Annotated in this window: 19 protein-coding genes; 12 read left to right on the top strand and 7 right to left on the bottom strand. The window is 67.6% G+C overall.

The annotated features are described in order from the left end of the window. Positions 1-10: 10 nt before the first annotated feature. Positions 11-3,589, top strand: coding sequence for an ATP-binding protein (locus AC13F7_RS14135; RefSeq protein ID WP_483001496.1), 3,579 nt, complete (start codon positions 11-13; stop codon positions 3,587-3,589). A gap of 21 nt (positions 3,590-3,610) precedes the next feature. Here the strand turns inward: AC13F7_RS14135 and AC13F7_RS14140 are convergent, their stop codons facing one another. Next, positions 3,611-4,000, bottom strand: coding sequence for a c-type cytochrome (locus AC13F7_RS14140; protein ID WP_481467825.1), 390 nt, complete (start codon positions 3,998-4,000; stop codon positions 3,611-3,613). 97 nt (positions 4,001-4,097) lie between these two features. Then, positions 4,098-5,774: an electron transfer flavoprotein-ubiquinone oxidoreductase gene (locus tag AC13F7_RS14145; RefSeq protein ID WP_483001500.1), complete on the bottom strand. Its 1,677-nt coding sequence runs from the start codon at positions 5,772-5,774 to the stop codon at positions 4,098-4,100. A 273-nt stretch (positions 5,775-6,047) separates the two neighbouring features. On the opposite strand from AC13F7_RS14145, the gene AC13F7_RS14150 reads away from it, so the two are divergent. Further along, positions 6,048-7,211 carry an acyl-CoA dehydrogenase family protein gene (locus AC13F7_RS14150; RefSeq protein WP_481467829.1) on the top strand — a complete coding sequence of 388 codons (1,164 nt, stop codon included), beginning with the start codon at positions 6,048-6,050 and terminating at the stop codon, positions 7,209-7,211. A gap of 1 nt (position 7,212) precedes the next feature. On the opposite strand, the gene trmL is transcribed toward AC13F7_RS14150, so the two are convergent. Further along, entirely contained in the window at positions 7,213-7,692 is a 480-nt protein-coding gene (gene trmL / locus AC13F7_RS14155; RefSeq protein WP_483001503.1) for a tRNA (uridine(34)/cytosine(34)/5-carboxymethylaminomethyluridine(34)-2'-O)-methyltransferase TrmL, read from the bottom strand. A 43-nt stretch (positions 7,693-7,735) separates the two neighbouring features. Further along, on the bottom strand, positions 7,736-8,227 hold the full coding sequence (locus AC13F7_RS14160; RefSeq protein ID WP_483001505.1) for an XAC0231 family protein: 492 nt from the start codon (positions 8,225-8,227) through the stop codon (positions 7,736-7,738). A 343-nt stretch (positions 8,228-8,570) separates the two neighbouring features. Here AC13F7_RS14160 and AC13F7_RS14165 point away from each other — a divergent pair, with 343 nt between their 5' ends. The 4 genes from AC13F7_RS14165 (at position 8,571) to AC13F7_RS14180 (ending at position 13,995) form a co-directional block, all read left to right on the top strand. Continuing rightward, entirely contained in the window at positions 8,571-11,450 is a 2,880-nt protein-coding gene (locus AC13F7_RS14165) for a M16 family metallopeptidase (RefSeq protein WP_483001509.1), read from the top strand. A 126-nt stretch (positions 11,451-11,576) separates the two neighbouring features. Continuing rightward, positions 11,577-11,894 (top strand): DUF4156 domain-containing protein, encoded by a 318-nt coding sequence (locus tag AC13F7_RS14170; RefSeq protein WP_483001512.1) that lies wholly within the window; start codon positions 11,577-11,579, stop codon positions 11,892-11,894. Between the two features lie 112 nt (positions 11,895-12,006). Continuing rightward, positions 12,007-13,023 carry a 3-oxoacyl-ACP synthase III gene (locus AC13F7_RS14175; RefSeq protein WP_019184878.1) on the top strand — a complete coding sequence of 339 codons (1,017 nt, stop codon included), beginning with the start codon at positions 12,007-12,009 and terminating at the stop codon, positions 13,021-13,023. Positions 13,024-13,104: 81 nt separating this feature from the next. Beyond that, a complete protein-coding gene (locus AC13F7_RS14180) occupies positions 13,105-13,995 on the top strand; it encodes an alpha/beta fold hydrolase (protein ID WP_483001517.1) in 891 nt (296 codons plus the stop codon). Positions 13,996-14,098: 103 nt separating this feature from the next. Here AC13F7_RS14180 and AC13F7_RS14185 read toward each other — a convergent pair whose 3' ends face one another. Then, positions 14,099-14,527, bottom strand: coding sequence for a YkgJ family cysteine cluster protein (locus AC13F7_RS14185; RefSeq protein WP_121044414.1), 429 nt, complete (start codon positions 14,525-14,527; stop codon positions 14,099-14,101). Positions 14,528-14,630: 103 nt separating this feature from the next. Between AC13F7_RS14185 and oleC the strand changes: the two genes are divergently transcribed. The 3 genes from oleC to AC13F7_RS14200 all read left to right on the top strand — a co-directional run bounded on the left by oleC (position 14,631) and on the right by AC13F7_RS14200 (position 17,512). Beyond that, a complete protein-coding gene (gene oleC / locus AC13F7_RS14190) occupies positions 14,631-16,286 on the top strand; it encodes an olefin beta-lactone synthetase (RefSeq protein ID WP_483001524.1) in 1,656 nt (551 codons plus the stop codon). After that, the gene (oleD, locus tag AC13F7_RS14195; protein ID WP_481467839.1) at positions 16,283-17,293 is read left to right on the top strand and encodes a 2-alkyl-3-oxoalkanoate reductase; all 1,011 of its coding nucleotides are present in this window, start codon (positions 16,283-16,285) and stop codon (positions 17,291-17,293) included. Before oleC ends, oleD begins: the two co-directional genes overlap by 4 nt. A 63-nt stretch (positions 17,294-17,356) precedes the next feature. Continuing rightward, complete coding sequence (locus AC13F7_RS14200; protein ID WP_481467841.1) at positions 17,357-17,512, top strand: DUF1328 domain-containing protein; 156 nt, start codon at positions 17,357-17,359, stop codon at positions 17,510-17,512. Between the two features lie 81 nt (positions 17,513-17,593). Here the strand turns inward: AC13F7_RS14200 and ddlA are convergent, their stop codons facing one another. After that, the gene (ddlA, locus tag AC13F7_RS14205; protein ID WP_483001529.1) at positions 17,594-18,700 is read right to left on the bottom strand and encodes a D-alanine--D-alanine ligase; all 1,107 of its coding nucleotides are present in this window, start codon (positions 18,698-18,700) and stop codon (positions 17,594-17,596) included. Between the two features lie 162 nt (positions 18,701-18,862). Here ddlA and AC13F7_RS14210 point away from each other — a divergent pair, with 162 nt between their 5' ends. Genes AC13F7_RS14210 through AC13F7_RS14220 form a run of 3 tightly spaced genes read left to right on the top strand, consistent with a single transcriptional unit; the run spans position 18,863 to position 21,902 of the window. Then, positions 18,863-19,504: a ubiquinone biosynthesis accessory factor UbiJ gene (locus AC13F7_RS14210; RefSeq protein WP_019184871.1), complete on the top strand. Its 642-nt coding sequence runs from the start codon at positions 18,863-18,865 to the stop codon at positions 19,502-19,504. Continuing rightward, a complete protein-coding gene (gene ubiB, locus AC13F7_RS14215; RefSeq protein ID WP_483001533.1) occupies positions 19,501-21,159 on the top strand; it encodes a ubiquinone biosynthesis regulatory protein kinase UbiB in 1,659 nt (552 codons plus the stop codon). The genes AC13F7_RS14210 and ubiB overlap by 4 nt, the downstream gene beginning before the upstream one ends. Beyond that, positions 21,156-21,902 (top strand): pseudouridine synthase, encoded by a 747-nt coding sequence (locus AC13F7_RS14220; RefSeq protein WP_483001537.1) that lies wholly within the window; start codon positions 21,156-21,158, stop codon positions 21,900-21,902. Before ubiB ends, AC13F7_RS14220 begins: the two co-directional genes overlap by 4 nt. A gap of 24 nt (positions 21,903-21,926) precedes the next feature. On the opposite strand, the gene AC13F7_RS14225 is transcribed toward AC13F7_RS14220, so the two are convergent. Continuing rightward, complete coding sequence (locus AC13F7_RS14225) at positions 21,927-22,475, bottom strand: DUF2059 domain-containing protein (RefSeq protein ID WP_481467850.1); 549 nt, start codon at positions 22,473-22,475, stop codon at positions 21,927-21,929. Positions 22,476-22,578: the final 103 nt, after the last annotated feature.

A 22,578-nucleotide genomic window follows, 5' to 3' on the forward strand; every position in this document is an offset into this window, starting at 1 on the left:
ATCAGGCAGCATGCGTATCCATGTCGTCCGCTGGCTGGTGCTGTTCGTGCTCGCAACGGCATGGAGCGTGTCGGCATCCGCCGCTCCGCCGCCCACCTTGTCGCCCCGGCAGAGCGAGTGGCTTGGCAGGCACCCTACCATCATCCTGGGCATGTACGACAGCGGCTGGCCGCCGTTCGAATCCATGCGTGATGGCAAGCCGGTCGGTCTGGGGTACGACTACCTGAGCCTGCTCACGCGGCAACTGGGCGTCCAGGTGAAGGTGCGGATGTACCGCGACTGGAGCGATGTCCTGGATGCCGCCTGCCGCGGCGAAGTCGACGTGGTGATGAACATCACCCTCACCGCCGACCGCACGCGGTGCATGGTCTATACCCGGCCCTATGCGAATGCCCCGCTGGCACTGGTCGGCCGCCCCGGCGATACCCGCGCCTCGGCCGATCCGGACCTGCGCGGACTGCGCGTGGTCACCGAGCGCGAGTTCGTCACAAGTGAGGAAGTGCGCGCGCGCTTCCCGGCCGCGCGCCGCGTGATCGCGGGCAACACGACGGAAGCACTGGGGATGGTCGCCAGAGGCGACGCCGATGTGTACATCGGCAATGCCTACGTCGCGGCGACCTTGATCGCCGAGCGTCGCTTGACCGGGGTGGCGCTGTTGCGACCCAGTGATCTCCCTCCCGAGCGGCTGCACTTCGGCGTGCCCAACGCCAAGCAGCCGCTGGCCGAAGCACTGGACATGGGGCTGGCGGCGCTGGCGGACGGTGATCGCGACCGGCTGCAGCATCAGTGGTTGCAGACACCGGAATGGTCGGTGCAATCGCAGATGATCCTGGGCAATGCCGAGAAGCGCGTGCTGTCCACGCCGCTGCGCCTGGCGTTCGCACCGAATGCGGCGCCGTTGGCCTTCACCGACGCCAACGGCCAGCCCAGCGGCGTATCGGCCGAGTACCTGCGCCTGCTGCGCACCGTGGGCGCACAACTCACCGGTGTGCCGGCGCATGACTGGTTCGAGGTGCGCGAACAACTGCGCCGCGGCGACGTCGACGTGATCATGGGCATCCCCAACGATTCGACCTACCTCGGCGATGGCTGGGTTTTCAGCCAGCCCTTCATCACCGTACCGAACGTGATCGTTACTGCGGCCGGCAGCGCGTCGGTGCTGGGTGTGCGCGACCTGGACGGGCGCAGCATCCTGCTCACCGACCCGGAGCGACTGCGCGGCTACATCCTGCAGCAGGCACCGAACGCGCGCATCGTACCGGCGCGCAGTGCCGAGCTCGCCCTGGCACGGCTGGCCCATGGCGATGCCGATGCCTACATCGGGAATCTGGCGATCGTCGACCGGATCGTCCGCGAACGCTACCCCGCGCAACTGCACGTGGCGGCGCCCGCCGGCTTCAGTGATCGGTTGTCGCTGGCGGTCAAACGCCAGTACGCACCGCTGGCCACCACCTTCGACCGCATGCTGGTCAACATGAGCGCGCGTGAGCACGAAGCGATCCGCAGCGACTGGCTGTCGGCCGAGTACCGCAGTGATCTGGATTGGCGCGCGATCGCCCGCTGGGCGGTCCCATTGGCGCTGGTGCTGCTGACGGCCCTGCTGGTGCATGGCTGGGGCCACTGGCGGCTGCGCAGTGAAGTGGCGATGCGCCGACGTGCCGAGCAGCGCCTGGCCGAGGTCACCGACAACCTGCCGGCGATCGTTTACCAAGGGCGGCGCGAGCGCGATGGGCGCCTGTCGATACCGTACATCGCTGGCGATACCGAAGCCCTGTTCGGGCTCAGCGCGGCCGATGCGATGGCCGACGAGAGCGCGTTGATGGACCGGATCGACGAACGCGACCGCGCCGCTGTTCGCCAGGCCATGGATCGCGCCGCGCGTGACTTTACTCCGCTGGACATGGAGTTCCGTACGTCGCCACGTGGCACGCTGCGCTGGGTACGCTCGCGCGCGCTGCCCTACGATGCTGAAGACGGTGCGCTGCTGTGGAGCGGCTACTGGGTCGATGTCACCGAGGCGCGTGCACAGGCCGATGCGCTGGCATTGGCCAAGGCGGCGGCCGAGCGCGCCACCGCGGCCAAGTCCGAGTTCCTGGCCACGATGAGCCACGAGATCCGCACGCCGATGTCCGGCGTGCTCGGCATGGTGGAGGTGTTGTCGCACACCACCCTGGATACCGAGCAGCGCCGCGTCATCGGCGTGATCGAAGACTCGGCACAGATGCTGCGGCAGATTCTGGACGATCTGCTGGACTACTCCAAGATCGAAGCCGGTGCGTTGGCGCTGCAGCCGCATCCGGTGGCACTGCGCGCACTGCTCGGCAATGTGCAGCAGCTGCTTGCCCCGCAGGCGGTGGCCAAGGATCTGGCGTTGCGGATGCAGGTCGACGATGACGTGGCGGCGATGCATCTGGCCGATGGCATGCGCCTGCGCCAGATTGCCTTCAATCTGCTCAGCAACGCGCTCAAGTTCACCCACCATGGTGAGGTCAGCGTTGCACTGGCGGTGATCGACACCGATGCAGACGGCGCGCAGACGCTGAGCCTGACCGTGCGTGATACCGGCATCGGTATCTCCGCCGAGCAGCGCGAGCGCCTGTTCGCGCCCTTCGCGCAGGCCCAGGCCACCACCAGCCACCAGTACGGTGGCACCGGACTGGGCCTGAGCATCTGCCAGCGGCTGGTGGCGTTGATGCACGGCTCGCTGACGCTGCACAGCGCGCTGGGCGAAGGTACCCGCGTGGAGGTGCGGTTGACCCTGCCTGCCGTCACAGCGGAAGACCTGCCCGGCGCCGCCGAAGAACAGGCCAACACACTGCCGATGCCGGCCGAGCTGCTGCAGCGGCGCGTGCTGATCGTGGAAGACCATCCCACCAACCAGGCGCTGATGGGCTGGCGCATGCAGCAGCTGGGCCTGCCACACGTGTTGGCCGAGAACGGCGAGCAGGCACTGGCGCTGCTGGCCCGCGCCCACTTCGACCTGGTCATCACCGATTGCCGCATGCCGGTGATGGACGGGTATGCCATGACGCGGCGCATCCGCGAGCAGGAGCGCGACCACGGCAGGCCACGGTTGCCGGTACTCGCATTGACCGCCAGTGCGCTGGAGGATGACCTGCAGCGGTGCCGTGAGGCGGGCATGGACGATCTGCTGGGCAAGCCGGTGCCGCTCGCACTGCTGCGGCAGGCGTTGCTGCGCTGGTTGCCGAGCAGCGATCAGCGCGGGCACGTGCTGACCACCGATCCCGACAATGCGGCTGGCGACGCACTGCCGGATCGTGCAGCGGTGGTGCGCCGGTTCGGATCGGCGCATGTCGCCACCGTGCTGATCGACAGCCTGTGCAGCACCTCGGAAGCGGATCTGGCGCGCCTGGATGCCGCGGTACGCGATGACGCGCGGCAAGCCACGATCGATGTGCTGCATCGTCTGGTCGGCGCCCTGGCGACGCTGGGCGCCGATGCACTGGCTACCCGGGCGCGCACCCTGCTGGAGCAGGTGGAGCAGGGCGGGGTCGCCCCGCAGGCCGGGGCCATCGCCGACTTCGCCGCTGGCCTGCGTGCCTACCTGCCGCAGTTGCAGGCGTCCTGAGGTGCTCTACCGGCGGCGAGGTCAGCGCTGCTGCTGCAGGTACTCGATCACCTGCCGGCGGCGCTCCGGGTCGGCGGTGGTGTTGACCATGCGGGTGCCCGGCACCACGCGGGTCGGCGAGCGCAGGAACGCATCCAGGGTCTGCTCGTTCCAGGTCAGCCCGGCCTCGCGCATGGCGTTGGAGTACGGGTAGCCGGTGATACTGCCGGCGCGCCGGCCGATCACCCCGTGCAGGTTCGGGCCGAAGCGGTGGACGCCGCCGGGGCTGACCGTGTGGCAGCCGGCGCAGATCGCGAACGCGCGCTGCAGATCCTGCTGATGGGCCTGCTCCGGCGTCTGCGGGGCGCGCGAACACGCCGCCAGCAGCAGGCAGGCCAGTAACGGCACTATCGATCGGAAAGCAGGGGCCATGGCGCAGCGGTCACGTCCAACAGGACGCTCAGGATAGCGAGCGCGGCGCCGACTGCCGCGCCGGAGGCCTGCGACGCGTGGTCGCAGGCCGTTGCAATCACATGCCTGAGTAGTTCGGGCCGCCGCCACCCTGCGGGGTGACCCAGACGATGTTCTGGGTCGGGTCTTTGATGTCGCAGGTCTTGCAGTGCACGCAGTTCTGCGCGTTGATCTGCAGCTGCTCGTGCCCGTCGCTGCCGACGAACTCGTACACGCCGGCCGGGCAGTAGCGTGCTTCCGGCCCGGCGTACTCGGCCAGGTTGATCCGTACCGGCACGCTGGCGTCCTTGAGCGTGAGATGACTTGGCTGGTCTTCGGCGTGGTTGGTGCTGCTCAGGAACACCGAGCTGAGGCGGTCGAAGGTGAGCACGCCATCGGGCTTGGGATAATGGATCTTCGCGTGCTTGGACGCCGGCTCCAGGCAGGCGTGGTCCGGCGTGCTGTGGCGCAGCGTCCACGGCGGATTGCGGATGCCCAGCTTGGGCAGCAGCCACTGCTCGATGCCGGTCATCAGCGTGGCCACGGTCTGGCCTTTCTTGAACCACTGCTTGAAGTTCTTGGCCTGCTGCAGCTCGGCATGCAGCCAGCTGCTCTCGAACGCCTGCGGATAGGCGCTCAGCTCATCGTGCTGGCGATCGGCGACCAGCGCATCGAAGGCGGCATCGGCGGCGAGCATGCCGGTCTTGATCGCGGCATGGCTGCCCTTGATCCGGCTGACGTTGAGGTAGCCAGCCTCGCAGCCGACCAGCGCGCCACCCGGGAACACCGTCTTGGGCAGCGACATCAAACCACCGGCGGTGATCGCGCGCGCGCCGTAGCCGATGCGCTTGCCCCCTTCCAGGTGCTTGCGGATGTCCGGGTGGGTCTTGAAGCGCTGGAACTCTTCGAACGGGCTCAGCCACGGGTTCTTGTAGTCCAGCCCGACCACATAGCCGATCGAGACCTTGCCGCCCTCGGCGTGATACAGGAACGCGCCACCGTAGGTGTCATTGTCCAGCGGCCAGCCGGCGGCATGCACCACCAGGCCCGGCTCGTGCTTGGCCGGATCGATCTGCCACAGTTCCTTGATGCCGATGCCGTAGGCCTGCGGATCCTTGCCGGCATCGAGCTGGAAGCGCGCGATCAGCTGGCGGCCGAGGTGGCCACGCGAGCCTTCGGCGAAGATCGTGTACTTGGCGTGCAGCGCCATGCCGCGCTCGAACGCGGGGCCGGGTTGACCGTTCTTCTCGATGCCCATGTCGCCGGTGGCCACGCCGATCACCGCACCGTCGTCGCTGTACAGCACTTCCGCCGCCGGGAAGCCGGGGAAGATCGCTACCTCCAGCGCCTCGGCCTGCTGCGCCAGCCAGCGGGTCACTTCGCCCAGGCTGACGATGTAGTTGCCTTCGTTGTGGAAGCACTCCGGCAGCAGCGCGTTGGGCGTGCTGCGCGACCCCGTCTCATTGAGGAACAGGAACTCGTCGCGGGTGACCTTCTGCTTCAGCGGTGCGCCGCGCTCGGCCCAGTCCGGGAACAGTTCGGTCAACGCGCGCGGGTCCATCACCGCACCGGACAGAATGTGCGCGCCGGGTTCGGAGCCTTTCTCCAGGATGCAGACCGACAGCTCGCGGCCGGCCTCGATGGCGCGCTGGCGCAGCCGGATCGCCGTGGCCAGGCCAGCGGGGCCGCCACCGACGATCACCACATCGAATTCCATCACTTCACGCGGGGGCAGGACGTTGATTGCTTCGCTCATGGGGCTGCGTAACTCTTGGGTAGTGCCGCGGGTTGAACGGCGGCGGTTGCCTGGGAATCGCGCGTGTCACACCACGGCGAAACGGTGGATCAGTGCGCCAGAGTACCGGCACGACGCATTTAAGCCTAGATCGCCGACGATGACAGCGGTGTTGGTGCGCGATCGATGCCAATATGGTGCGACGCAGCAATGAGCGCCGCCTCCCGTCCCTTGGCCCCTACCCGCGCAGCGACCACAATGGGGCTCTGTTCCACCGCCACCTGCCGGGATGCCATGTCACTGAATCCGTTCGATCTGTTCGATACCCGTTCGCTGCTCAGCGAGGAGGAACGCGCGGTGCAGGCGACGGTGGCGCGCTTCACCGACACGCGGGTGCTGCCGATCATCGGTGATGCCTTCGACGAGGGGCGATTCCCGGACGAGCTGATCCCGGAAATCGCCGCGCTCGGGCTGCTCGGCTCCAGCCTGCCCGAGCAGTACGGCGGCGGCGGACTGAACGCGGTGAGCTACGGCTTGATCTGCCAGGAACTGGAGCGTGGTGATTCGGGCCTGCGTAGCTTCGTCTCGGTGCAGAGCTCGCTGTGCATGTACCCCATCTACGCCTACGGCAGCGAAGAGCAGCGGCTGCGCTGGTTGCCGGACATGGCCACCGGCAAGGTGATCGGCTGTTTCGGCCTGACCGAGGCGCATGGTGGTTCCGATCCGGCGGCGATGAAGACCCGCGCCGTCCGCGATGGCAGCGACTGGCTGATCAACGGCAGCAAGATGTGGATCACCAGCGGGCCGGTGGCCGACATCGCGATCGTGTGGGCGCATACCGACGATGGCATCCAGGGCTTCGTGCTGGAGAAGGGCATGGCCGGCTTCACCACGCAGGAGATCAAGCACAAGATGAGCCTGCGCGCCTCGCTCACCGGTGCGTTGTTCTTCGACAACGTGCGCGTGCCCGACCGTAACCGCCTGCCCAACGTGCAGGGCCTCAAAGGCCCGCTGGGCTGTTTGAACCAGGCGCGCTACGGCATCAGCTGGGGGCCGATCGGTGCCGCAGTGGCGTGTCTGGATGAAGCACTGGATTACACCAAGCAGCGCGTGCTGTTCGGCCGGCCGGTGGCCGCCACGCAGAGTGCGCAGATCAAACTGGCCGATATGGCGCGCCGGATCACCACCGCGCAGTTGCTGGCGTTGCAGCTGGGGCGTCTGAAGGATGCTGGCCAGCTGCAGCCGCAGCAGGTGAGCCTGGCCAAGTGGAACAACTGCCGCATGGCGATCGATATCGCGCGCGAGTGCCGCGATCTGCTCGGCGGGGCGGGCATCACCACCGAGCACGTGGCGATCCGGCATGCGCTCAATCTGGAATCGGTCATCACCTACGAGGGCACCGAGACCGTGCACCAGCTGGTGATCGGGCGCGAGCTCACGGGCATCAACGCTTTCTGAGTCATTCCCCGCCGGCAAACCCGTTCTGGCGCCACGCCTCGTACATCACCACCGCAACGGTGTTGGACAGGTTGAGGCTGCGGTTGTCCGGTCGCATCGGCAGGCGCAGGCGGCGGCCGTGGGGCAGGCTGTCGAGCAGATCCTGGGGCAGGCCACGGGTTTCCGGGCCGAACAGGAAGGCATCGCCATCTTCAAACTGCGGGGTGTCATAACGCACGCTGCCGCGGGTACTCAGCGCGAACAGGCGCTTGGGCGCAATCACCTGCAGGGCGGTCTCCAGATCTGGATGGACCTGCAGTCGGGCGTATTCGTGATAGTCCAGGCCGGCGCGCTTGAGCTGCTTGTCGCTCAGGTCGAAACCGAGCGGCTCGATCAGGTGCAGCCGCGCGCCGGTGTTGGCGCAGAGGCGGATCACATTGCCGGTGTTCGGCGGGATTTCGGGTTGGAACAGGACGACGTGGAACGTGGGCGTGGCAGTCATCGGCAAAGTGTACGCCGTGGCTGCAGGAGGCTGCAGCGACGGCTTACTGGCGGATCAGGGTCGAGGCAGCGGTCGAGGCGGCGGCCGCAGCGGTTTCCAGGGCCAGCGCCTGCAGATCGGCCGGTGACGGACGCACCTGCAGGGTCGGCAGGTTGATGATCACTTCGTTGGCCACCGCGGTGGCGGCAGCGGTGAAGGTGGCGACGTAGCCGCGGGCGGTGGTCTGTTCGGCAGCCAGGGCCTGGCGCTGTTCGGCGGTCGGGCGCACGTCGATGGCGGCCAGGGTGGTGACGCGGCGGTTGGCGGTCAGTTCGGCGCGGTAATCGGCGATCAGGCCAGCGGTCGGGCGGACTTCCACGACGGCCAGGGTCGGGATGCTGCTGGTGCGCTCAACCTCGGCCTGGGCGATCTGGTCGGCCGACGGGCGGACCTGCACGGTGTCCAGGGTGACGATGGCGGGGGCGGCCTGCACCGACGAAGCAAATGCGAAACCGGCGGCAAAGGCGATGGCGATGGCGAGCGTCTTGGTGTTCATGGTGAGGTCCTGTTTAGTGTTGGTGAGCAGTGGTGTGGTAGTAAGGTAGTACACCGATTCGGGGCTTGCAAGAACAATTTGAACTTTCTTGTTTGTGTTCAGCACCCAGTCAGTTTCGGTTTGATCCTTGCTTCCCTTGGCCAGTACCACGCAGGTCGCGTGCCAACTTTTAGGTGCTGATTTAAAAGGGTTTTTGTCGATATTCGGGTGTCCGCTGTCCGGACAGATGTCCGCGGGGATCGCGTCGCGGCGGTTGGTTACGGCCCCAATGACTGTTGGCCGATGCCTTTTGTCCGGGCGGCGCGCTAGCATCCGGCTTCACTTTCATGACCAAGGAACCGGAATGACCGTCCAACTTCGACCGCGTGCTGCGCTGCTGGCTGTCGCGCTCTCCGCCGCACTGGGCTCGCTCGCGCCCGCACCGGTCCTGGCCAAGCCGGCCACGGTGGCCAAGGTCGACATTCCGTTCGAGCAGTTCACCCTGCCCAACGGCCTGCGCGTGGTGGTGCACACCGACCGCAAGGCGCCGATCGTGGCGGTCAACATCTGGTACCACGTGGGCAGCAAGGACGAGCCCGCTGGCCGCACCGGCTTTGCGCACCTGTTCGAACACCTCATGTTCCAGGGCAGCGAAAACCACGATGGCGAGTATTTCGAGCCCTTCAAGCAGGTCGGCGTGACCGGCCAGAACGGCACCACCAATACCGACCGCACCAACTACTTCGAGAACGTGCCCACCACCGCGCTGGACATGGCGCTGTGGATGGAGTCCGACCGCATGGGCCATCTGCTCGGAGCGATCGACCAGGCGGCGCTGGACGAACAGCGCGGTGTGGTCCAGAACGAGAAGCGCCAGGGCGAGAACCAGCCCTATGGCCAGGTCTGGGAAAAGCTGACCCGCGCGATGTACCCGGCAGGGCACCCGTATCACCACAGCGTGATCGGCTCGATGAACGATCTCAACGCCGCCTCGCTGGATGACGTGAAGACCTGGTTCCGCACCTGGTACGGCCCGAACAACGCGGTGCTGGTGCTGGCCGGCGACATCGACGTGGCCACGGCGAAGGAAAAGGTCGCCAGGTACTTCGGCGACATCCCGGCCGGCCCGAGCATGGCCCAGCCGAAGGTGGACGTGGCCAAGCGTGAGAAGAGCACGCGTGAGGTGATGACCGACAAGGTGCCGCAGGCGCGCATCTACCGTGCCTGGAACGTCGCCCAGGTCGGCACCACCGACATCGATCAGCTGCAGTTGTTCGCGCAGGTCCTCGGCGGCGCGAAGTCCTCGCGTCTGGATCAGCGCCTGCTGCACCAGGACAAGCTGGTGGACAACATCAGCGCCGGCGCCTACAGCTCGCAGCTGGGCTCGAACTTCGTGATCATGGCCAGCGTCAAGCAGGGCGTGGACCCGGCCAAGGTCGAGGCGATCATCGATGAGGAAGTGAAGCGCCTGGCCAAGGACGGTCCGACCGCCGATGAGCTGAGCCGTGGCAAGACCGCCTTCCGCGCCGGTTTCATCCGCGGCATCGAGCGCATCGGCGGGTTCGGCGGCAAGGCCGACGCACTGGCCGAGTGCACCGTGTACGAAGGCGACCCGGGCTGCTTCCGCAAGTCGTTGGCCACCATCGATGCGGCCACCGCTGCGCAGGTGCGTGATGTCGGCGCCAAGTGGCTGGGCGTGGGCGACCACACCATCGTGGTGGAACCGGGCGCGCGCGTTGCCTTGGCCGAACTGCCGTCGGAAACGCCCAAGCCGTTCACCGTGCCCGCGGTGGATCCCGCGTTCACGACCCTGGCCAAGCAGGTCGACCGCAGCACCGGCGTGCCGCAGACCAAAACCTTCCCGGACCTGAAGTTCCCGGAACTGCACCGGGCCACGCTGAAGAACGGCACCCAGGTGATCCTGGCCGAGCGTCATGACATTCCGGTCGTGCAGTTCAGCTATGAATTCCCGGGTGGCTTCACCGCCGACCAGGGCCGCAAGTCCGGCACCGCCAACTTCACCATGGGCCTGCTCACCGAAGGTGCCGGCAAGCTCGGCGCACTGCCGTTCGCCGATGCGGCCGACGCACTGGGCGCCAAACTGGATGCTTCCGCCTCGCTGGACAGCACCAGCGTGTATCTGTCCGCACTGAAGGAAAACCTGGCTCCGTCGCTGGCCCTGTACGCCGACATGCTGCGCCAGCCTCGCTTCGACCAGAGCGAGATCGATCGCATCAAGGCGACCTGGATCGCCGGCATCCAGCAGGAAAAGGTCAACCCCAGCGCGGTCGCGATGCGGGTGATGCCGACGCTGCTGTACGGCGCCGGCCATCCCTATGCCATCCCGTTCACCGGCAGCGGCAATGAAGTGGACATCCAGTCCATGACCCGCGAAGACCTGGTCGATTTCCACCGTGAGTGGCTGCGCCCGGAGCAGGGCACGTTGATCGTGGTCGGCGACACCACGCTGAAGGAGATCGTGCCCCTGCTGGAGCGCCAGCTCGGCAACTGGAAGGCCGAGGGCCCGGCGCCGCAGGTCAAGGCCCCGGTCGCCGTGGCACGGCCGGCGCAGGCCCGCGTGTATCTGATCGACCAGCCGGGCGCGGTGCAGGCCAACCTGTTCGCCAGTCAGGTGGTGCCCTCGACCATGGACCCCGGCGCGACCCGCTTCGATATCGCCAACGGCGTGCTGGGCGGTGACTTCACCTCGCGCCTGAACATGAACCTGCGTGAGGACAAGCACTGGTCCTACGGCGCCCGCACCACCGCCAGCAGCACCCTGGGCCAACGCCCGTGGATGGCCGTGGCGCCGGTGCAGATCGACAAGACCGCCGAGGCGATGAAGGAGATGGGCAAGGAAATCGCGGCATTTGCCGACGGCACCGAGCCGGCAACCGCTGCGGAAGTCACCCGCATCCGCAACATCCAGAACCTGAGCCTGCCCGGCGCCTACGAGACCGCCAGCGCGGTGATGGGCACCATCAGCGGCATCGTGCGGTACCAGCGCCCGGACGACTATGTGTTCAAGCGCAAGGCCGAGATCGAGGCGATGACCCCGGCGCAGGTGCAGCAGGCCGCGGCCACGCTGGACCCGAAGACCCTGACCTGGGTGGTGGTGGGTGACCTCAAGCAGACCGAGGCACCGGTGCGTGCGCTCAACCTCGGCCAGGTGCAGGTGATCGATGCCGAAGGCAAGGCGGTCGAGACGCCGGCTGCTCCGGCCGCGGCGCCCAAGGCCCGGTAACGCCGGCCGCTGGCCGGCAATCGCGCCGGCCCGCCATCAGGTGCCAGGGGATTCCCCGGCACCTGATCACCCGCGATTCAGTTGTTTCCCGCACACTCCCTTACGTATTCCAGCCAGGCCTTGTCCATGCGCATTCTGCTTCTGTCCGCCCTGATCCTCAGCGTTTCCGCCTGCACCTGGGTCCCGATCGAGTCCTCCGGCAAGACGGTCCGCGTGCTGCCGGCCGGTCCCTCGCCGAGTGGCTGCCAGAGCAAGGGCGAGGTGGTGGTCACCGTGAAGAGCAAGGTCGGCTTCTACAACCGCAACCCGCTGCGCGTGCAGGAAGAGCTGGAAACCCTGGCCCGCAACGAGGCGCCCAGTGCCGGTGCCAATGCCGTGCAGGCCTCGGGCCTGCCCGCCGATGGCAGCCAGCGTTTCCTGGCCTTCCAGTGCCCGCCACGCTGAACCCTTCACCCCACGCCCGGACCATACGCCCGGGCGTGAATTCGTAAAGGTGCGGTGAAACCCGTGCCGGCTTACAATAGCGCCCCCTTTGCCTGAGCCTTGGCGCTAACTGATGCTCTTCAAGAATGTCTCGATCGCCGGCTTGGCGCACATCGACGCGCCGCACACGCTGACGTCCAAGGAAATCAACGAACGGCTGAAGCCGACGCTGGATCGCCTTGGCATCCGTACCGATGTGCTCGGCGATATCGCGGGCATCCATGCCCGCCGCCTGTGGGATGCCGACATGCTGGCCTCCGACGCCGCCACGCTGGCCGCCCGCAAAGCACTGGAAGACGCCGGGATCGGCGCCGACAAGATCGGCCTGCTGGTCAACACCTCGGTCAGCCGCGACTATCTGGAGCCGTCCACGGCCAGCATCGTCTCGGGCAACCTGGGGGTCGGCGACGAATGCATGACCTTCGACGTCGCCAATGCCTGCCTGGCTTTCATCAACGGCATGGACATCGCCGCCCGCATGCTGGAACGCGGCGAGATCGACTACGCGCTGATCGTCGACGGTGAAACCGCCAACCTGGTGTACGAGAAGACCCTCGAGCGCATGGCCCTGCCGGGCGTGACCGCCGATGACTTCCGCAACGAGATGGCCGCCCTGACCCTGGGCTGCGGTGCCGCGGCGATGGTCATGGCGCGCACCGAGCTGGTGCCCGATGCCCCGCGTTATCGTGGTGGCGTGACCCGCTCGGCCACCGAGTGGAACCAGCTGTGCCGCGGCAACCTGGACCGCATGGTCACCGATACCCGCATGCTGCTGATCGAAGGCATCAAGCTGGCGCAGAAGACCTTCGTCGCCGCCCGTGAAGCACTGGGCTGGGCCGTGGAGGAACTGGACCAGTTCGTGATCCACCAGGTCAGCCAGCCTCACACCGCCGCCTTCATCAAGAACTTCGGGATCGACCCGAAGAAGGTGATGACGATCTTCGGTGAGCACGGCAACATCGGTCCGGCCTCGGTGCCGATCGTGCTGAGCAAGCTCAAGCAGCTGGGCAAGCTGAAGAAGGGCGATCGCATCGCGCTGCTCGGCATCGGCTCGGGCCTGAACTGCTCGATGGCCGAAGTGGTCTGGTAAACCAGTCGCCGCAGCCTGCTGCGGCGTTGGAATTGAACATCAAGGGCCGGTTCTGCCGGCCCTTTTCACAGGTGCGTTTGCATGCCCCAGCTGCCCGGTTACCCCGCCCATCCGCACCGCTTCGAGGTGCGCCCCGGCCTGTCGATGAGCTATCTCGACGAAGGCCCGCGCGATGGCGAGGTGGTGGTGATGGTCCACGGCAATCCGTCGTGGAGCTATTACTGGCGCACTCTGGTGGCCGGCTTGTCGGACAGATACCGCTGCATCGTGCCGGATCATATCGGCATGGGCCTGTCGGACAAGCCCGATGATGCGCACTACGAGTACACCCTGCAGTCGCGCGTGGATGACCTGGACGCGCTGCTCGCGCACTTGGGCATCACCGGCCCGGTGACCCTGGCCGTGCACGACTGGGGCGGCATGATCGGCTTCGGCTGGGCGCTGTCGCACCACGCGCAGGTCAAGCGGCTGGTGGTGCTCAACACCGCCGCCTTCCCGATGCCGGCCGCGAAGAAGATGCCGTGGCAGATCGCGCTGGGCCGCCACTGGAAGGTGGGTGAGTGGATCATCCGCACCTTCAACGCCTTCTCGTCCGGTGCCTCGTGGCTGGGCGTGGAGCGGAAGATGCCGACCGAGGTGCGCCGCGCCTATGTGTCGCCGTACAACAGCTACGCCAACCGCATCAGCACCATCCGCTTCATGCAGGACATTCCGCTGTCACCGGCCGACAAGGCGTGGTCGCTGCTGGAGCGTTCCGGCCAGACCCTGCCCAGCTACGCCGACCGCCCCGCCTTCATCGGCTGGGGCCTGCGCGATTTCGTGTTCGACCACCACTTCCTCAAGGGCTTCCAGGCCGCACTGCCGCAGGCGCAGGTGCATGCCTTCGAAGATGCCGGGCACTACGTGCTGGAAGACAAGCACGAGGTGCTGGTGCCGAAGATCCGCGCGTTTCTGGACGCGAACCCGATCTGATCGTGTGGTATCGACGCTGGGTCGCATCCGATCCCGTCACCGGTAGAGCCGACCGTTGGTCGGCTGCTTCTGCCCTCGCGCCATAACCCCGGGCGCCCGCCAGTTACGCCGCGATCGGTGCCTGCGGCGGTGCCGGCGAATTGCCGTTGTCATCGGGGTGATCATCGTCATTGCCCGCCTCGTCCCGCCAGCGCCAGTCGGCCAGGGTCAACGCCGGCATGCCGTGCGCCACGCGCGCCTTGTCGCACTGCGGGCTCGCCTTGCCATACTCCCACGAGGCATCCACCTCTCGGCACACGCTGGGGCGGTTGGGGTGGATGCTGCAGCGCGAATACACGCCGATCTCCGCATCCAGCGCCACGCAGTACACCGGCTTGGAGAGGGTCCCGCGCATGCACAGCCGGTGCGGGTCCAGCACCTGGGTGAGCTCGTGCGGGACGCCACCGGGGGTGACCTCGTCCGATTCCATCCAATGGAAGGCCACACGGTATTGGGTGCAGCAGGCGCCGCAGGTGAGGCAGGGATGGGGCATGGGGCACCGGCCTTGGGCGGCAGCGAAGCAGGAGGGAAGGGCGCGAATTTTCCACGCCACCGGCCGGCGCGCAAGATTTTTCTGCAGCGGCGACAATGAACGGATGAACAGCGCCATCAATATCGCCGCGCGCCTGCCCGAGCTGGCCCGTGAACGCCCCGACCAGATCGCCATCCGCTGCCCCGGCAAGCCCGGGCCCGGCGGCATGGCGCGTTATGACATCACCCTGGATTACCGCACCCTCAACGCCCGCAGCGACGCGATGGCGGCCGGCCTGGCCGCGCACGGCATCGGCCGCGGCGTGCGCGCGGTGGTGATGGTGCGGCCCTCGCCGGAGTTCTTCCTGCTGATGTTCGCGCTGTTCAAGATCGGCGCGGTCCCGGTGCTGGTCGACCCGGGCATCGACAAGCGCGCGCTGAAGCAATGCCTGGACGAGGCCCAGCCGGAGGCCTTCATCGGCATCGGCCTGGCGCACGTGGCGCGCCTGGTGCTGCGCTGGTGCCGCTCTGCGCGCCTGCTGGTGACCGTCGGCCGCCGCTGGGGCTGGGGTGGCACCACCCTGGCCCGGCTGGAAGCCCAGGGCGCCACGGCGGCGCCGGCGCTGGCCCCGACCGATGGCGAGGATGTCGCGGCGATCCTGTTCACCAGCGGCTCCACCGGCGTGCCCAAGGGCGTGGTCTACCGTCACCGACATTTCGTCGGCCAGGTCGAGCTGCTGCGCGCTGCCTTCGGGATGGAACCGGGCGGGGTCGACCTGCCGACCTTCCCGCCGTTCGCGCTGTTCGATCCGGCACTGGGGCTGACCTCGGTGATCCCGGACATGGACCCGACCCGCCCGGCCCAGGCCGATCCGCGCAAGCTGCACGACGCCATCACCCGCTTCGGCGTCACCCAGCTGTTCGGCTCGCCGGCGCTGATGCGGGTGTTGGCCGATCACGGCCAGCCGCTGCCCGGCGTGCGCCGGGTGACCTCGGCCGGGGCACCGGTGCCGCCGGATGTGGTCGCGCGGATCCGCCGCCTGCTGCCTGATGACGCCCAGTTCTGGACCCCCTACGGCGCCACCGAGTGCCTGCCGGTGGCGGTGATCGAAGGCCGCGAGCTGGAGAACACCCGCCAGGCCACCGAGGCCGGCGCCGGGACCTGCGTCGGCCGCGTGGTCGCGCCGAACGAGGTGCGCATCATCGCCATCGATGACGCGCCGCTGCCAGGTTGGTCGCAGGCCCGCGTGCTGGTCACCGGCGAGGTGGGCGAGATCACCGTGGCCGGCCCGACCGCCACCGACAGCTACTTCAACCGCCCGCAGGCCACCGCGGCGGCGAAGATCACCGAAACTCTGGCCGATGGCAGCACCCGGGTCGTGCACCGGATGGGCGATGTCGGCTACTTCGATGCGCAGGGCCGGCTGTGGTTCTGTGGGCGCAAGACCCAGCGCGTGGAAACCGCGCAGGGGCCGCTGTATACCGAGCAGGTGGAGCCGGTGTTCAACGCGCTGGACGGCATTGCCCGCACCGCGCTGGTCGGCGTGGGTGCGCCGGGCCGGCAGCGGCCGGTGCTGTGTTACGAACTGCAGCCCGGCACCGTGGAGTCGCCCGCCCTGGTCGAGCGCCTGCGCCGTGAAGCGGCCGCACATGCGCACACCGCGCGCATCGAACAGTTCCTGCCGCACCCGGGCTTCCCGGTCGACATCCGCCACAACGCCAAGATCGGCCGCGAGAAGCTCACGGTCTGGGCCACCGCGCAACTGGAGCAGCACGCATGAAGATCCTCGTTACCGGCGGCGGTGGCTTCCTCGGCCAGGCCCTGTGCAAGGGGCTGATCGCGCGCGGTCATCAGGTGCTGGCGTTCAACCGCGGCCACTACCCCGCGCTGCAGTCGATGGGCGTGGGCCAGATCCGCGGCGACCTGGCCGATGCGCAGGCGGTGCTGCACGCGGTGGCCGGGGTCGATGCGGTCTTCCACAACGGGGCCAAGGCCGGCGCTTGGGGCAGCTATGACAGCTATCATCAGGCCAACGTGGTCGGCACCGACAACGTGATCGCCGCCTGCCGCGCACACGGCGTGGGCAGGCTGGTCTACACCTCCACGCCCAGCGTGACCCATCGCGCCACCCATCCCGTCGAAGGCCTGGGTGCGGACGAGGTGCCGTATGGCGAGAACTTCCAGGCGCCGTACGCGGCCACCAAGGCCATCGCCGAGCAGCGCGTGCTGGCGGCCAACGATGCGCAGCTGGCCACGGTGGCGCTGCGCCCCCGCTTGATCTGGGGCCCGGGCGACCAGCAGCTGGTGCCGCGCCTGGCCGAGCGCGCCCGCGCCGGCCGCCTGCGCTTCGTCGGCGATGGGCAGAACAAGGTGGACACCACCTACATCGACAACGCCGCGCTGGCCCACTTCCTGGCCCTGGAACACCTGGCCCCGGGCGCGGCCTGCGCCGGCAAGGCGTACTTCATTTCCAACGGCGAGCCGCTGCCAATGCGCGAACTGCTCAACAAGCTGCTGGCCGCGGTGGATGCCCCACCGGTGACGAAGTCGATCAGCTTCAAGGCGGCCTACCGGATCGGCGCGGTCTGCGAGCGGCTGTGGCCGCTGCTGCGCCTGCGCGGCGAGCCGCCGATGACCCGCTTCCTGGCCGAGCAGCTGTGCACACCGCACTGGTACAGCATGGAACCGGCCCGCCGTGACTTCGGTTATGTACCCGTGGTCAGCATCGAAGAAGGGCTCGCCCGGCTGGCATCTTCATCGAACGCACAGGATTCCATCACTCCCTGAACACCGCAGGTTGGTGAACATGGCCCCACGCCAACTCCGGCACGCATCAACGCGAGGGTCGACATGCTGCATTACGCCGTCATCTTTTTTGTCATCGCCATCATCGCGGCGGTGCTTGGTTTCTCGGGCATTGCCGGCGCCGCCAGCAACGTCGCCTGGATCCTGTTCGTCGTTTTCCTGATCCTGGCTGTGGTTTCGATGTTCCGCAAGCGGGCCTAGTGTCCGGCGCGTCCCGCGCCACCTCTCTCCGGCGTGGGACGCGCTGCGGAAATAATGACGGCCTGACATCGGCAACGATGTTCAGGCCGTCGTTGCGATGGCACTGCGCAGATCGCGCTCGTGCGCGTGCCGGTCCATCGCCAGTTCCAGCAGCCGCGTGATCAGCGCGGTGTAATCCAGCCCACTGGCCGCCCACAGCTTCGGGTACATGCTGATGCGGGTGAAGCCGGGCAGCGTGTTGATCTCATTGATCACGACCTCGCCAGCCGCGGTCAGGAACACATCCACCCGTGCCAGGCCCGCACACTCCAATGCCTGGTAGGCCTGCACGGCGATCTCCCGGATACGGGACTGCTGCGCATCGGTAATGGCCGCCGGCACCACGATGTCCGCACCGGTCTCGCTGATGTACTTGGTGTCGTAGGAATAGAAATCATCGTGGACGACCACCTCGCCACAGACGCTGGCTTGGGGATGCTCGTTGCCGAGCACCGCGCACTCGATCTCGCGGCCATCGATCGCCGATTCCACCAGCGCCTTGTGATCGAACGACAGCGCCAGCGCGAGGGCGGTGTGGAATTCCGCCGCGTTGCGCACCTTGCTCACGCCCACCGAGGAGCCCTGGTTGGCCGGCTTCACGAACAGCGGCGTGCCCAGTGCGGCGACCAGCGCGGTGTAATCGGCCCGCGCTGCAGTGACCCGATTGAAGCAGGCGAACGGGGCCACTGCGAGCCCGGCATCGCGGAGCAGGCGCTTGGCCACGTCCTTGTCCATCGCCACTGCCGAGCCCAGCACGCCCGAGCCCACGAAGGGCAGGTTGGCCATGCGCAGCAGGCCCTGCAGCGATCCATCCTCGCCCAGCGTGCCGTGCACGATCGGGAACACCACGTCGATCTGCTCCAGCGCGGTGGCCGGATCGGTCGGAACCAGCTGCTGGCGTTCCAGGCCCGGCCGCACCGCCACCGCATTGCCCGAGCGGTGCAGCGCGATCCGTGCCGGGTCGCCGGCATTGAGCAGGAAGTCGCGCGGGTCGCTCACGTGCCACTGGCCCTGCTTGTCGATGCCGATCAGGGTGACCTCGAAGCGGTCCTTGTCCAGCGCATCGAGGATGTTCTTCGCCGATTGCAGCGAGACCTCGTGCTCGGACGAACGGCCGCCACAGATGATGCCTACCCGGGTCTTGCCCATGCCTGTTGCCGCTCCTGTCGCTGTGTTGGGAAGCCATAGCATGAACCGAGTCGGCGTCCGGGAAAATGCGTGTGCGGTGTCGATGGGACGGACGCCGCCCGCGTGGCGGCGCGTGATGCTTGCGCACGCCCGCCGTTCAAGGGCACACGGTAGAATGCGGTGATGGCCCGTTCCCTGCTCTCTTCCCTCAAGCCGCTGGCTGGCAATGCGCTGCAGCTCACGCTCAACCGCGCGCTGGCGCTGGACCCGGACACCCGCAGCGCGCTGGCCGCGCTGGATGGCCGCCACATCGCCCTGACCCTGGAATCGCCTGCGTTGGCGATGCGGATCGGGGTGGACGGTGAGCGCCTCACGGTCGGCCCGGTCGATCCGCAGCAGGAGCCGGACCTGGCCGTGCGCAGCACGCTGGGCGGGGTGCTGGCCCAGCTGCCCTTCCTGGCTAATGCACGCCGTGGCGGTGATGCGCCGGCCGGGCGGGTCAAGGTCTCCGGCGATGCCGAGCTGGCCCGCCGCCTGCAGCAGCTGGCGACCCGTTTCGATCCGGACTGGCAGCAGCCGTTCGTGCGCGTGTTCGGCGAGGTGATGGGCGTGCAGATCGCCAACACCCTGCGCTCGGCACTGCAGCATGCGCGCCGCGGCGCGTCCGACCTGGCGCACAGCGCCGCTGAATTTGTCACCGAGGAGTCGCGCGACGTGGTACCCCGAGCAGAACTGGATGCCTTCCACGACGATGTGGACGTGATGCGCGACGACGTTGAACGCATGGCCGTGCGCGTCCAGCGCCTGCGGCAGGTGGGCGCATGAAGGCGATCTTCCGGGCCAGCCGCATCGGCCGCATCATCCTGCGCTACCGCCTCGACGATCTGCTCCAGGGCACCCCGGCCGAACGCTGGCTGCGCCTGGCCAAGCCGTTCGTGCCCCGTGCCTCGGCCGACATCGCCGCACAGTCGCGCGGCGCGCGCCTGCGCCTGGCGCTGCAGGACCTCGGCCCGATCTTCGTCAAGTTCGGTCAGATCCTCTCCACCCGCCGTGACCTGATCCCGGCCGACGTCGCCAACGAACTCACCCTGCTGCAGGACCGGGTCAAGCCGTTCGACGGCGCCGCCGCGCAGGCCATCGTCGAGCGTGCGCTCGGCCGCCCGGTCAGCGAAGCCTTCGCCAGCTTCGATCTGCAGCCGCTGGCCTCGGCCTCGATCGCGCAGGTGCACGCGGCCACGCTCGCCGATGGCCGCCAGGTGGTGGTCAAGGTGCTGCGCCCGGACATTGAAAAGCAGATCGACGCGGACATCGCGCTGCTCAAATCGGCCGCCGCGCTGATTGAACGCGCGCACCCGCGCGCCGACAAGATCCGCCCGCGCGAAGTGGTCGCCGAAGTCGAGAACACCCTGGCCGCCGAATTGGATCTGCAGCGCGAAGGCGCCAATGCCAGCGTGCTGCGTCGCAACTGGATCGACTCGGACGATCTGTACGTACCGGAAGTGATCTGGAGCCATACCGCCGAGCGCGCGCTGACCCTGGAGCGCGTGTGGGGCATTCCGTCGGATGACATCGTCGCGCTGGACAAGGCCGGCATCGACCGCAAGGCGCTGGCCGCCAAGGGCGTGCGGGTGTTCTACACCCAGGTGTTCCGCGACAACTTCTTCCACGCCGATGCGCACGCCGGCAACATCTGGGTCGACACCGATCCGGCGCGCCGCGACAACCCGCGCTTCATCGCGCTGGATTTCGGCATCATGGGCCAGTTGTCCGAAGAAGATCAGTACTACCTGGCCGAGAACTTCATGGCCATCTTCAACAAGGACTACCGGCGCATGGCCGCGCTGCATGTCGAAGCCGGCTGGATGCCCAACAACGTGCGCATCGATGAACTCGAAGCGGCCGCGCGTTCGGTGTGCGAACCCTACTTCACCCGCCCGCTGTCGCAGATCTCGCTGGCCGAGGTGCTGATCAAGCTGTTCCGCGTGGCCCAGCGATACGAGCTCACCCTGCAGCCGCAGCTGATCCTGCTGCAGAAGACCCTGCTCAACATCGAAGGCGTCGGCCGCCAGCTCGATCCGCAGCTGGATATCTGGGCGGTCGCGCGGCCCGTGCTCGAACGCATCCTGCGCGAGCGCTACAGCCCGCGCCGCGTGCTCAAGGAACTGCGCAAGCGCCTGCCGGAAATCATGACCCACACCCCGGACATGCCGCGCCTGGTACACGCCTGGCTGAAGCAGCAGGTCGAGGGCGGCCACGAGCTGTCGATGCGCTCGCAGGATCTGGTTGCCTTGAACCAGAACCTGCAGAAGCTGCAGAAGCGCGCGGTGGCCGCGATCGCCGGCGTCGGCCTGATGATCGTCGCCGCGGTGCTGTATGGCCTGCAGCCCGGTGGCTGGTACTTCGGCGATGCGCCGGTGTGGAGCTGGGTGAGCGGTGCGGCCGGGGTGGTCTCGCTGGCCAGTGCCTGGTGGCGCCGATGAGCGCGATCGATCTGCTCGCCGCTGCGCCGGCCGCGGCAGTGGCGGCGCTTCCGCCGCTGCAGCTGCTGCATCTGGATGACCAGCTCGCGGTGGTCAACAAGCCCGCCGGGCTGATGGTCCACGACAGCAAGCTGGCCCGGGGCGAAGACGATTTCCTGGCCGACCGCCTGCGCGACCAGCTCGGCAAGCCGATCTTCCTGGTCCATCGCCTGGACCGCGCCACCAGTGGCTGCCTGCTGCTCGCCTTCGATCGCGAAAGCGCCAGCGTGCTCGGCAAATCGCTGATGGGCGGGGACGTCACCAAGGACTACCTGGCGATCTGCCGCGGCTGGCCGGCCGAAGAGGCCTTCACCGTCGACCACGACCTCGATGGCGGCCCCGGCAAGCCGGTCAAGAAGCAGGCGATCACCCACTTCCAGCGCGTCGCCGTGGGCGAGATCGCCATCCCGATGGGCGAGTTCGAGACCTCACGCTACGCCCTGCTGCGCTGCCAGCCGCAGACCGGCCGGTTCCGCCAGATCCGCCGGCACCTCAAGCACCTCTCGCATCACCTGATCGGCGACACCAGCCACGGCGACGGCCGCCACAACCGCAGCTTCCGCATGCAGGGCATCCACCGCATGCTCCTGCACGCCGAGCGCCTGCGCTTCCCGCATCCGGATGGCACGCCGATGGACATCAGCGCACCGGTGGACGGCGAATTCCGCAAAGCGATGGATCTGTTCGGCTGGGACGTGCGATAGCCGACCAGCGGTCGGCTCTACCGATTACTTCTTCGCCGGCGCGGCCGCCGGCGTCGGCTCATTGACGATCGCCTCCAGGTCCTTCTGCAGATCCACGAACAGCGGCTGCATCTTGGCCTGGATCGCCACCATCACGTTCTGCATCAGCGCCGGCGTCTTGTCCAACAGGCTCTGCCCGGCCGAGCTCTCGTAGAACTCCGCCATCGCCAGCACGTCTTCCTTGCTGAAGGTCTGCTTGTACAGATCCACATACATCGGCCGCAGCTCCTTCCAGGACAGGGCCTGGCGCACCGTCTGGCTGGTCCGCTGCTCGATCCGCTGCAGCTGCGCTTGCTGCGTCGCATCCAGCTGACGCTGCTGCGCTACCTGCTGGAACTGCTGGCGCTGCATCGCCTCGATCTGCGGCAGCATCGTATCGAGCATGCTCTGCGCCCGCGACGCGGCCAGCAGCCGGTTGATGTCGGCATCCGACGGCGGTGCAGCCATGGCCGGCGCGATCGCGGCCAGGCCCAGCGCCAGGGCCAGAGTGAGGCGGGTCAGGCCGCGGCGGGCCATCGGTCGGATCAGGGACATTGCGAAGCATCCTGCGTTGCGTGGAGTCCGGAGAATACCCGCGATGGCGTCATCAGACCGTATTTGCGGACGTTATCGGCGACATCCACGCACGTTGCAGTCA

This window comes from Stenotrophomonas sp. K-6, assembly GCF_056861555.1.

Bases quoted from the DNA above. Each gene is read 5' to 3' on its own strand.
- AC13F7_RS14135 (WP_483001496.1), top strand. From the start codon at position 11: ATGCGTATCCATGTCGTCCGCTGGCTGGTGCTGTTCGTGCTCGCAACG.
- AC13F7_RS14140 (WP_481467825.1), bottom strand. From the start codon at position 4,000: ATGGCCCCTGCTTTCCGATCGATAGTGCCGTTACTGGCCTGCCTGCTG.
- AC13F7_RS14145 (WP_483001500.1), bottom strand. From the start codon at position 5,774: ATGAGCGAAGCAATCAACGTCCTGCCCCCGCGTGAAGTGATGGAATTC.
- AC13F7_RS14150 (WP_481467829.1), top strand. From the start codon at position 6,048: ATGTCACTGAATCCGTTCGATCTGTTCGATACCCGTTCGCTGCTCAGC.
- trmL (WP_483001503.1), bottom strand. From the start codon at position 7,692: ATGACTGCCACGCCCACGTTCCACGTCGTCCTGTTCCAACCCGAAATC.
- AC13F7_RS14160 (WP_483001505.1), bottom strand. From the start codon at position 8,227: ATGAACACCAAGACGCTCGCCATCGCCATCGCCTTTGCCGCCGGTTTC.
- AC13F7_RS14165 (WP_483001509.1), top strand. From the start codon at position 8,571: ATGACCGTCCAACTTCGACCGCGTGCTGCGCTGCTGGCTGTCGCGCTC.
- AC13F7_RS14170 (WP_483001512.1), top strand. From the start codon at position 11,577: ATGCGCATTCTGCTTCTGTCCGCCCTGATCCTCAGCGTTTCCGCCTGC.
- AC13F7_RS14175 (WP_019184878.1), top strand. From the start codon at position 12,007: ATGCTCTTCAAGAATGTCTCGATCGCCGGCTTGGCGCACATCGACGCG.
- AC13F7_RS14180 (WP_483001517.1), top strand. From the start codon at position 13,105: ATGCCCCAGCTGCCCGGTTACCCCGCCCATCCGCACCGCTTCGAGGTG.
- AC13F7_RS14185 (WP_121044414.1), bottom strand. From the start codon at position 14,527: ATGCCCCATCCCTGCCTCACCTGCGGCGCCTGCTGCACCCAATACCGT.
- oleC (WP_483001524.1), top strand. From the start codon at position 14,631: ATGAACAGCGCCATCAATATCGCCGCGCGCCTGCCCGAGCTGGCCCGT.
- oleD (WP_481467839.1), top strand. From the start codon at position 16,283: ATGAAGATCCTCGTTACCGGCGGCGGTGGCTTCCTCGGCCAGGCCCTG.
- AC13F7_RS14200 (WP_481467841.1), top strand. From the start codon at position 17,357: ATGCTGCATTACGCCGTCATCTTTTTTGTCATCGCCATCATCGCGGCG.
- ddlA (WP_483001529.1), bottom strand. From the start codon at position 18,700: ATGGGCAAGACCCGGGTAGGCATCATCTGTGGCGGCCGTTCGTCCGAG.
- AC13F7_RS14210 (WP_019184871.1), top strand. From the start codon at position 18,863: ATGGCCCGTTCCCTGCTCTCTTCCCTCAAGCCGCTGGCTGGCAATGCG.
- ubiB (WP_483001533.1), top strand. From the start codon at position 19,501: ATGAAGGCGATCTTCCGGGCCAGCCGCATCGGCCGCATCATCCTGCGC.
- AC13F7_RS14220 (WP_483001537.1), top strand. From the start codon at position 21,156: ATGAGCGCGATCGATCTGCTCGCCGCTGCGCCGGCCGCGGCAGTGGCG.
- AC13F7_RS14225 (WP_481467850.1), bottom strand. From the start codon at position 22,475: ATGTCCCTGATCCGACCGATGGCCCGCCGCGGCCTGACCCGCCTCACT.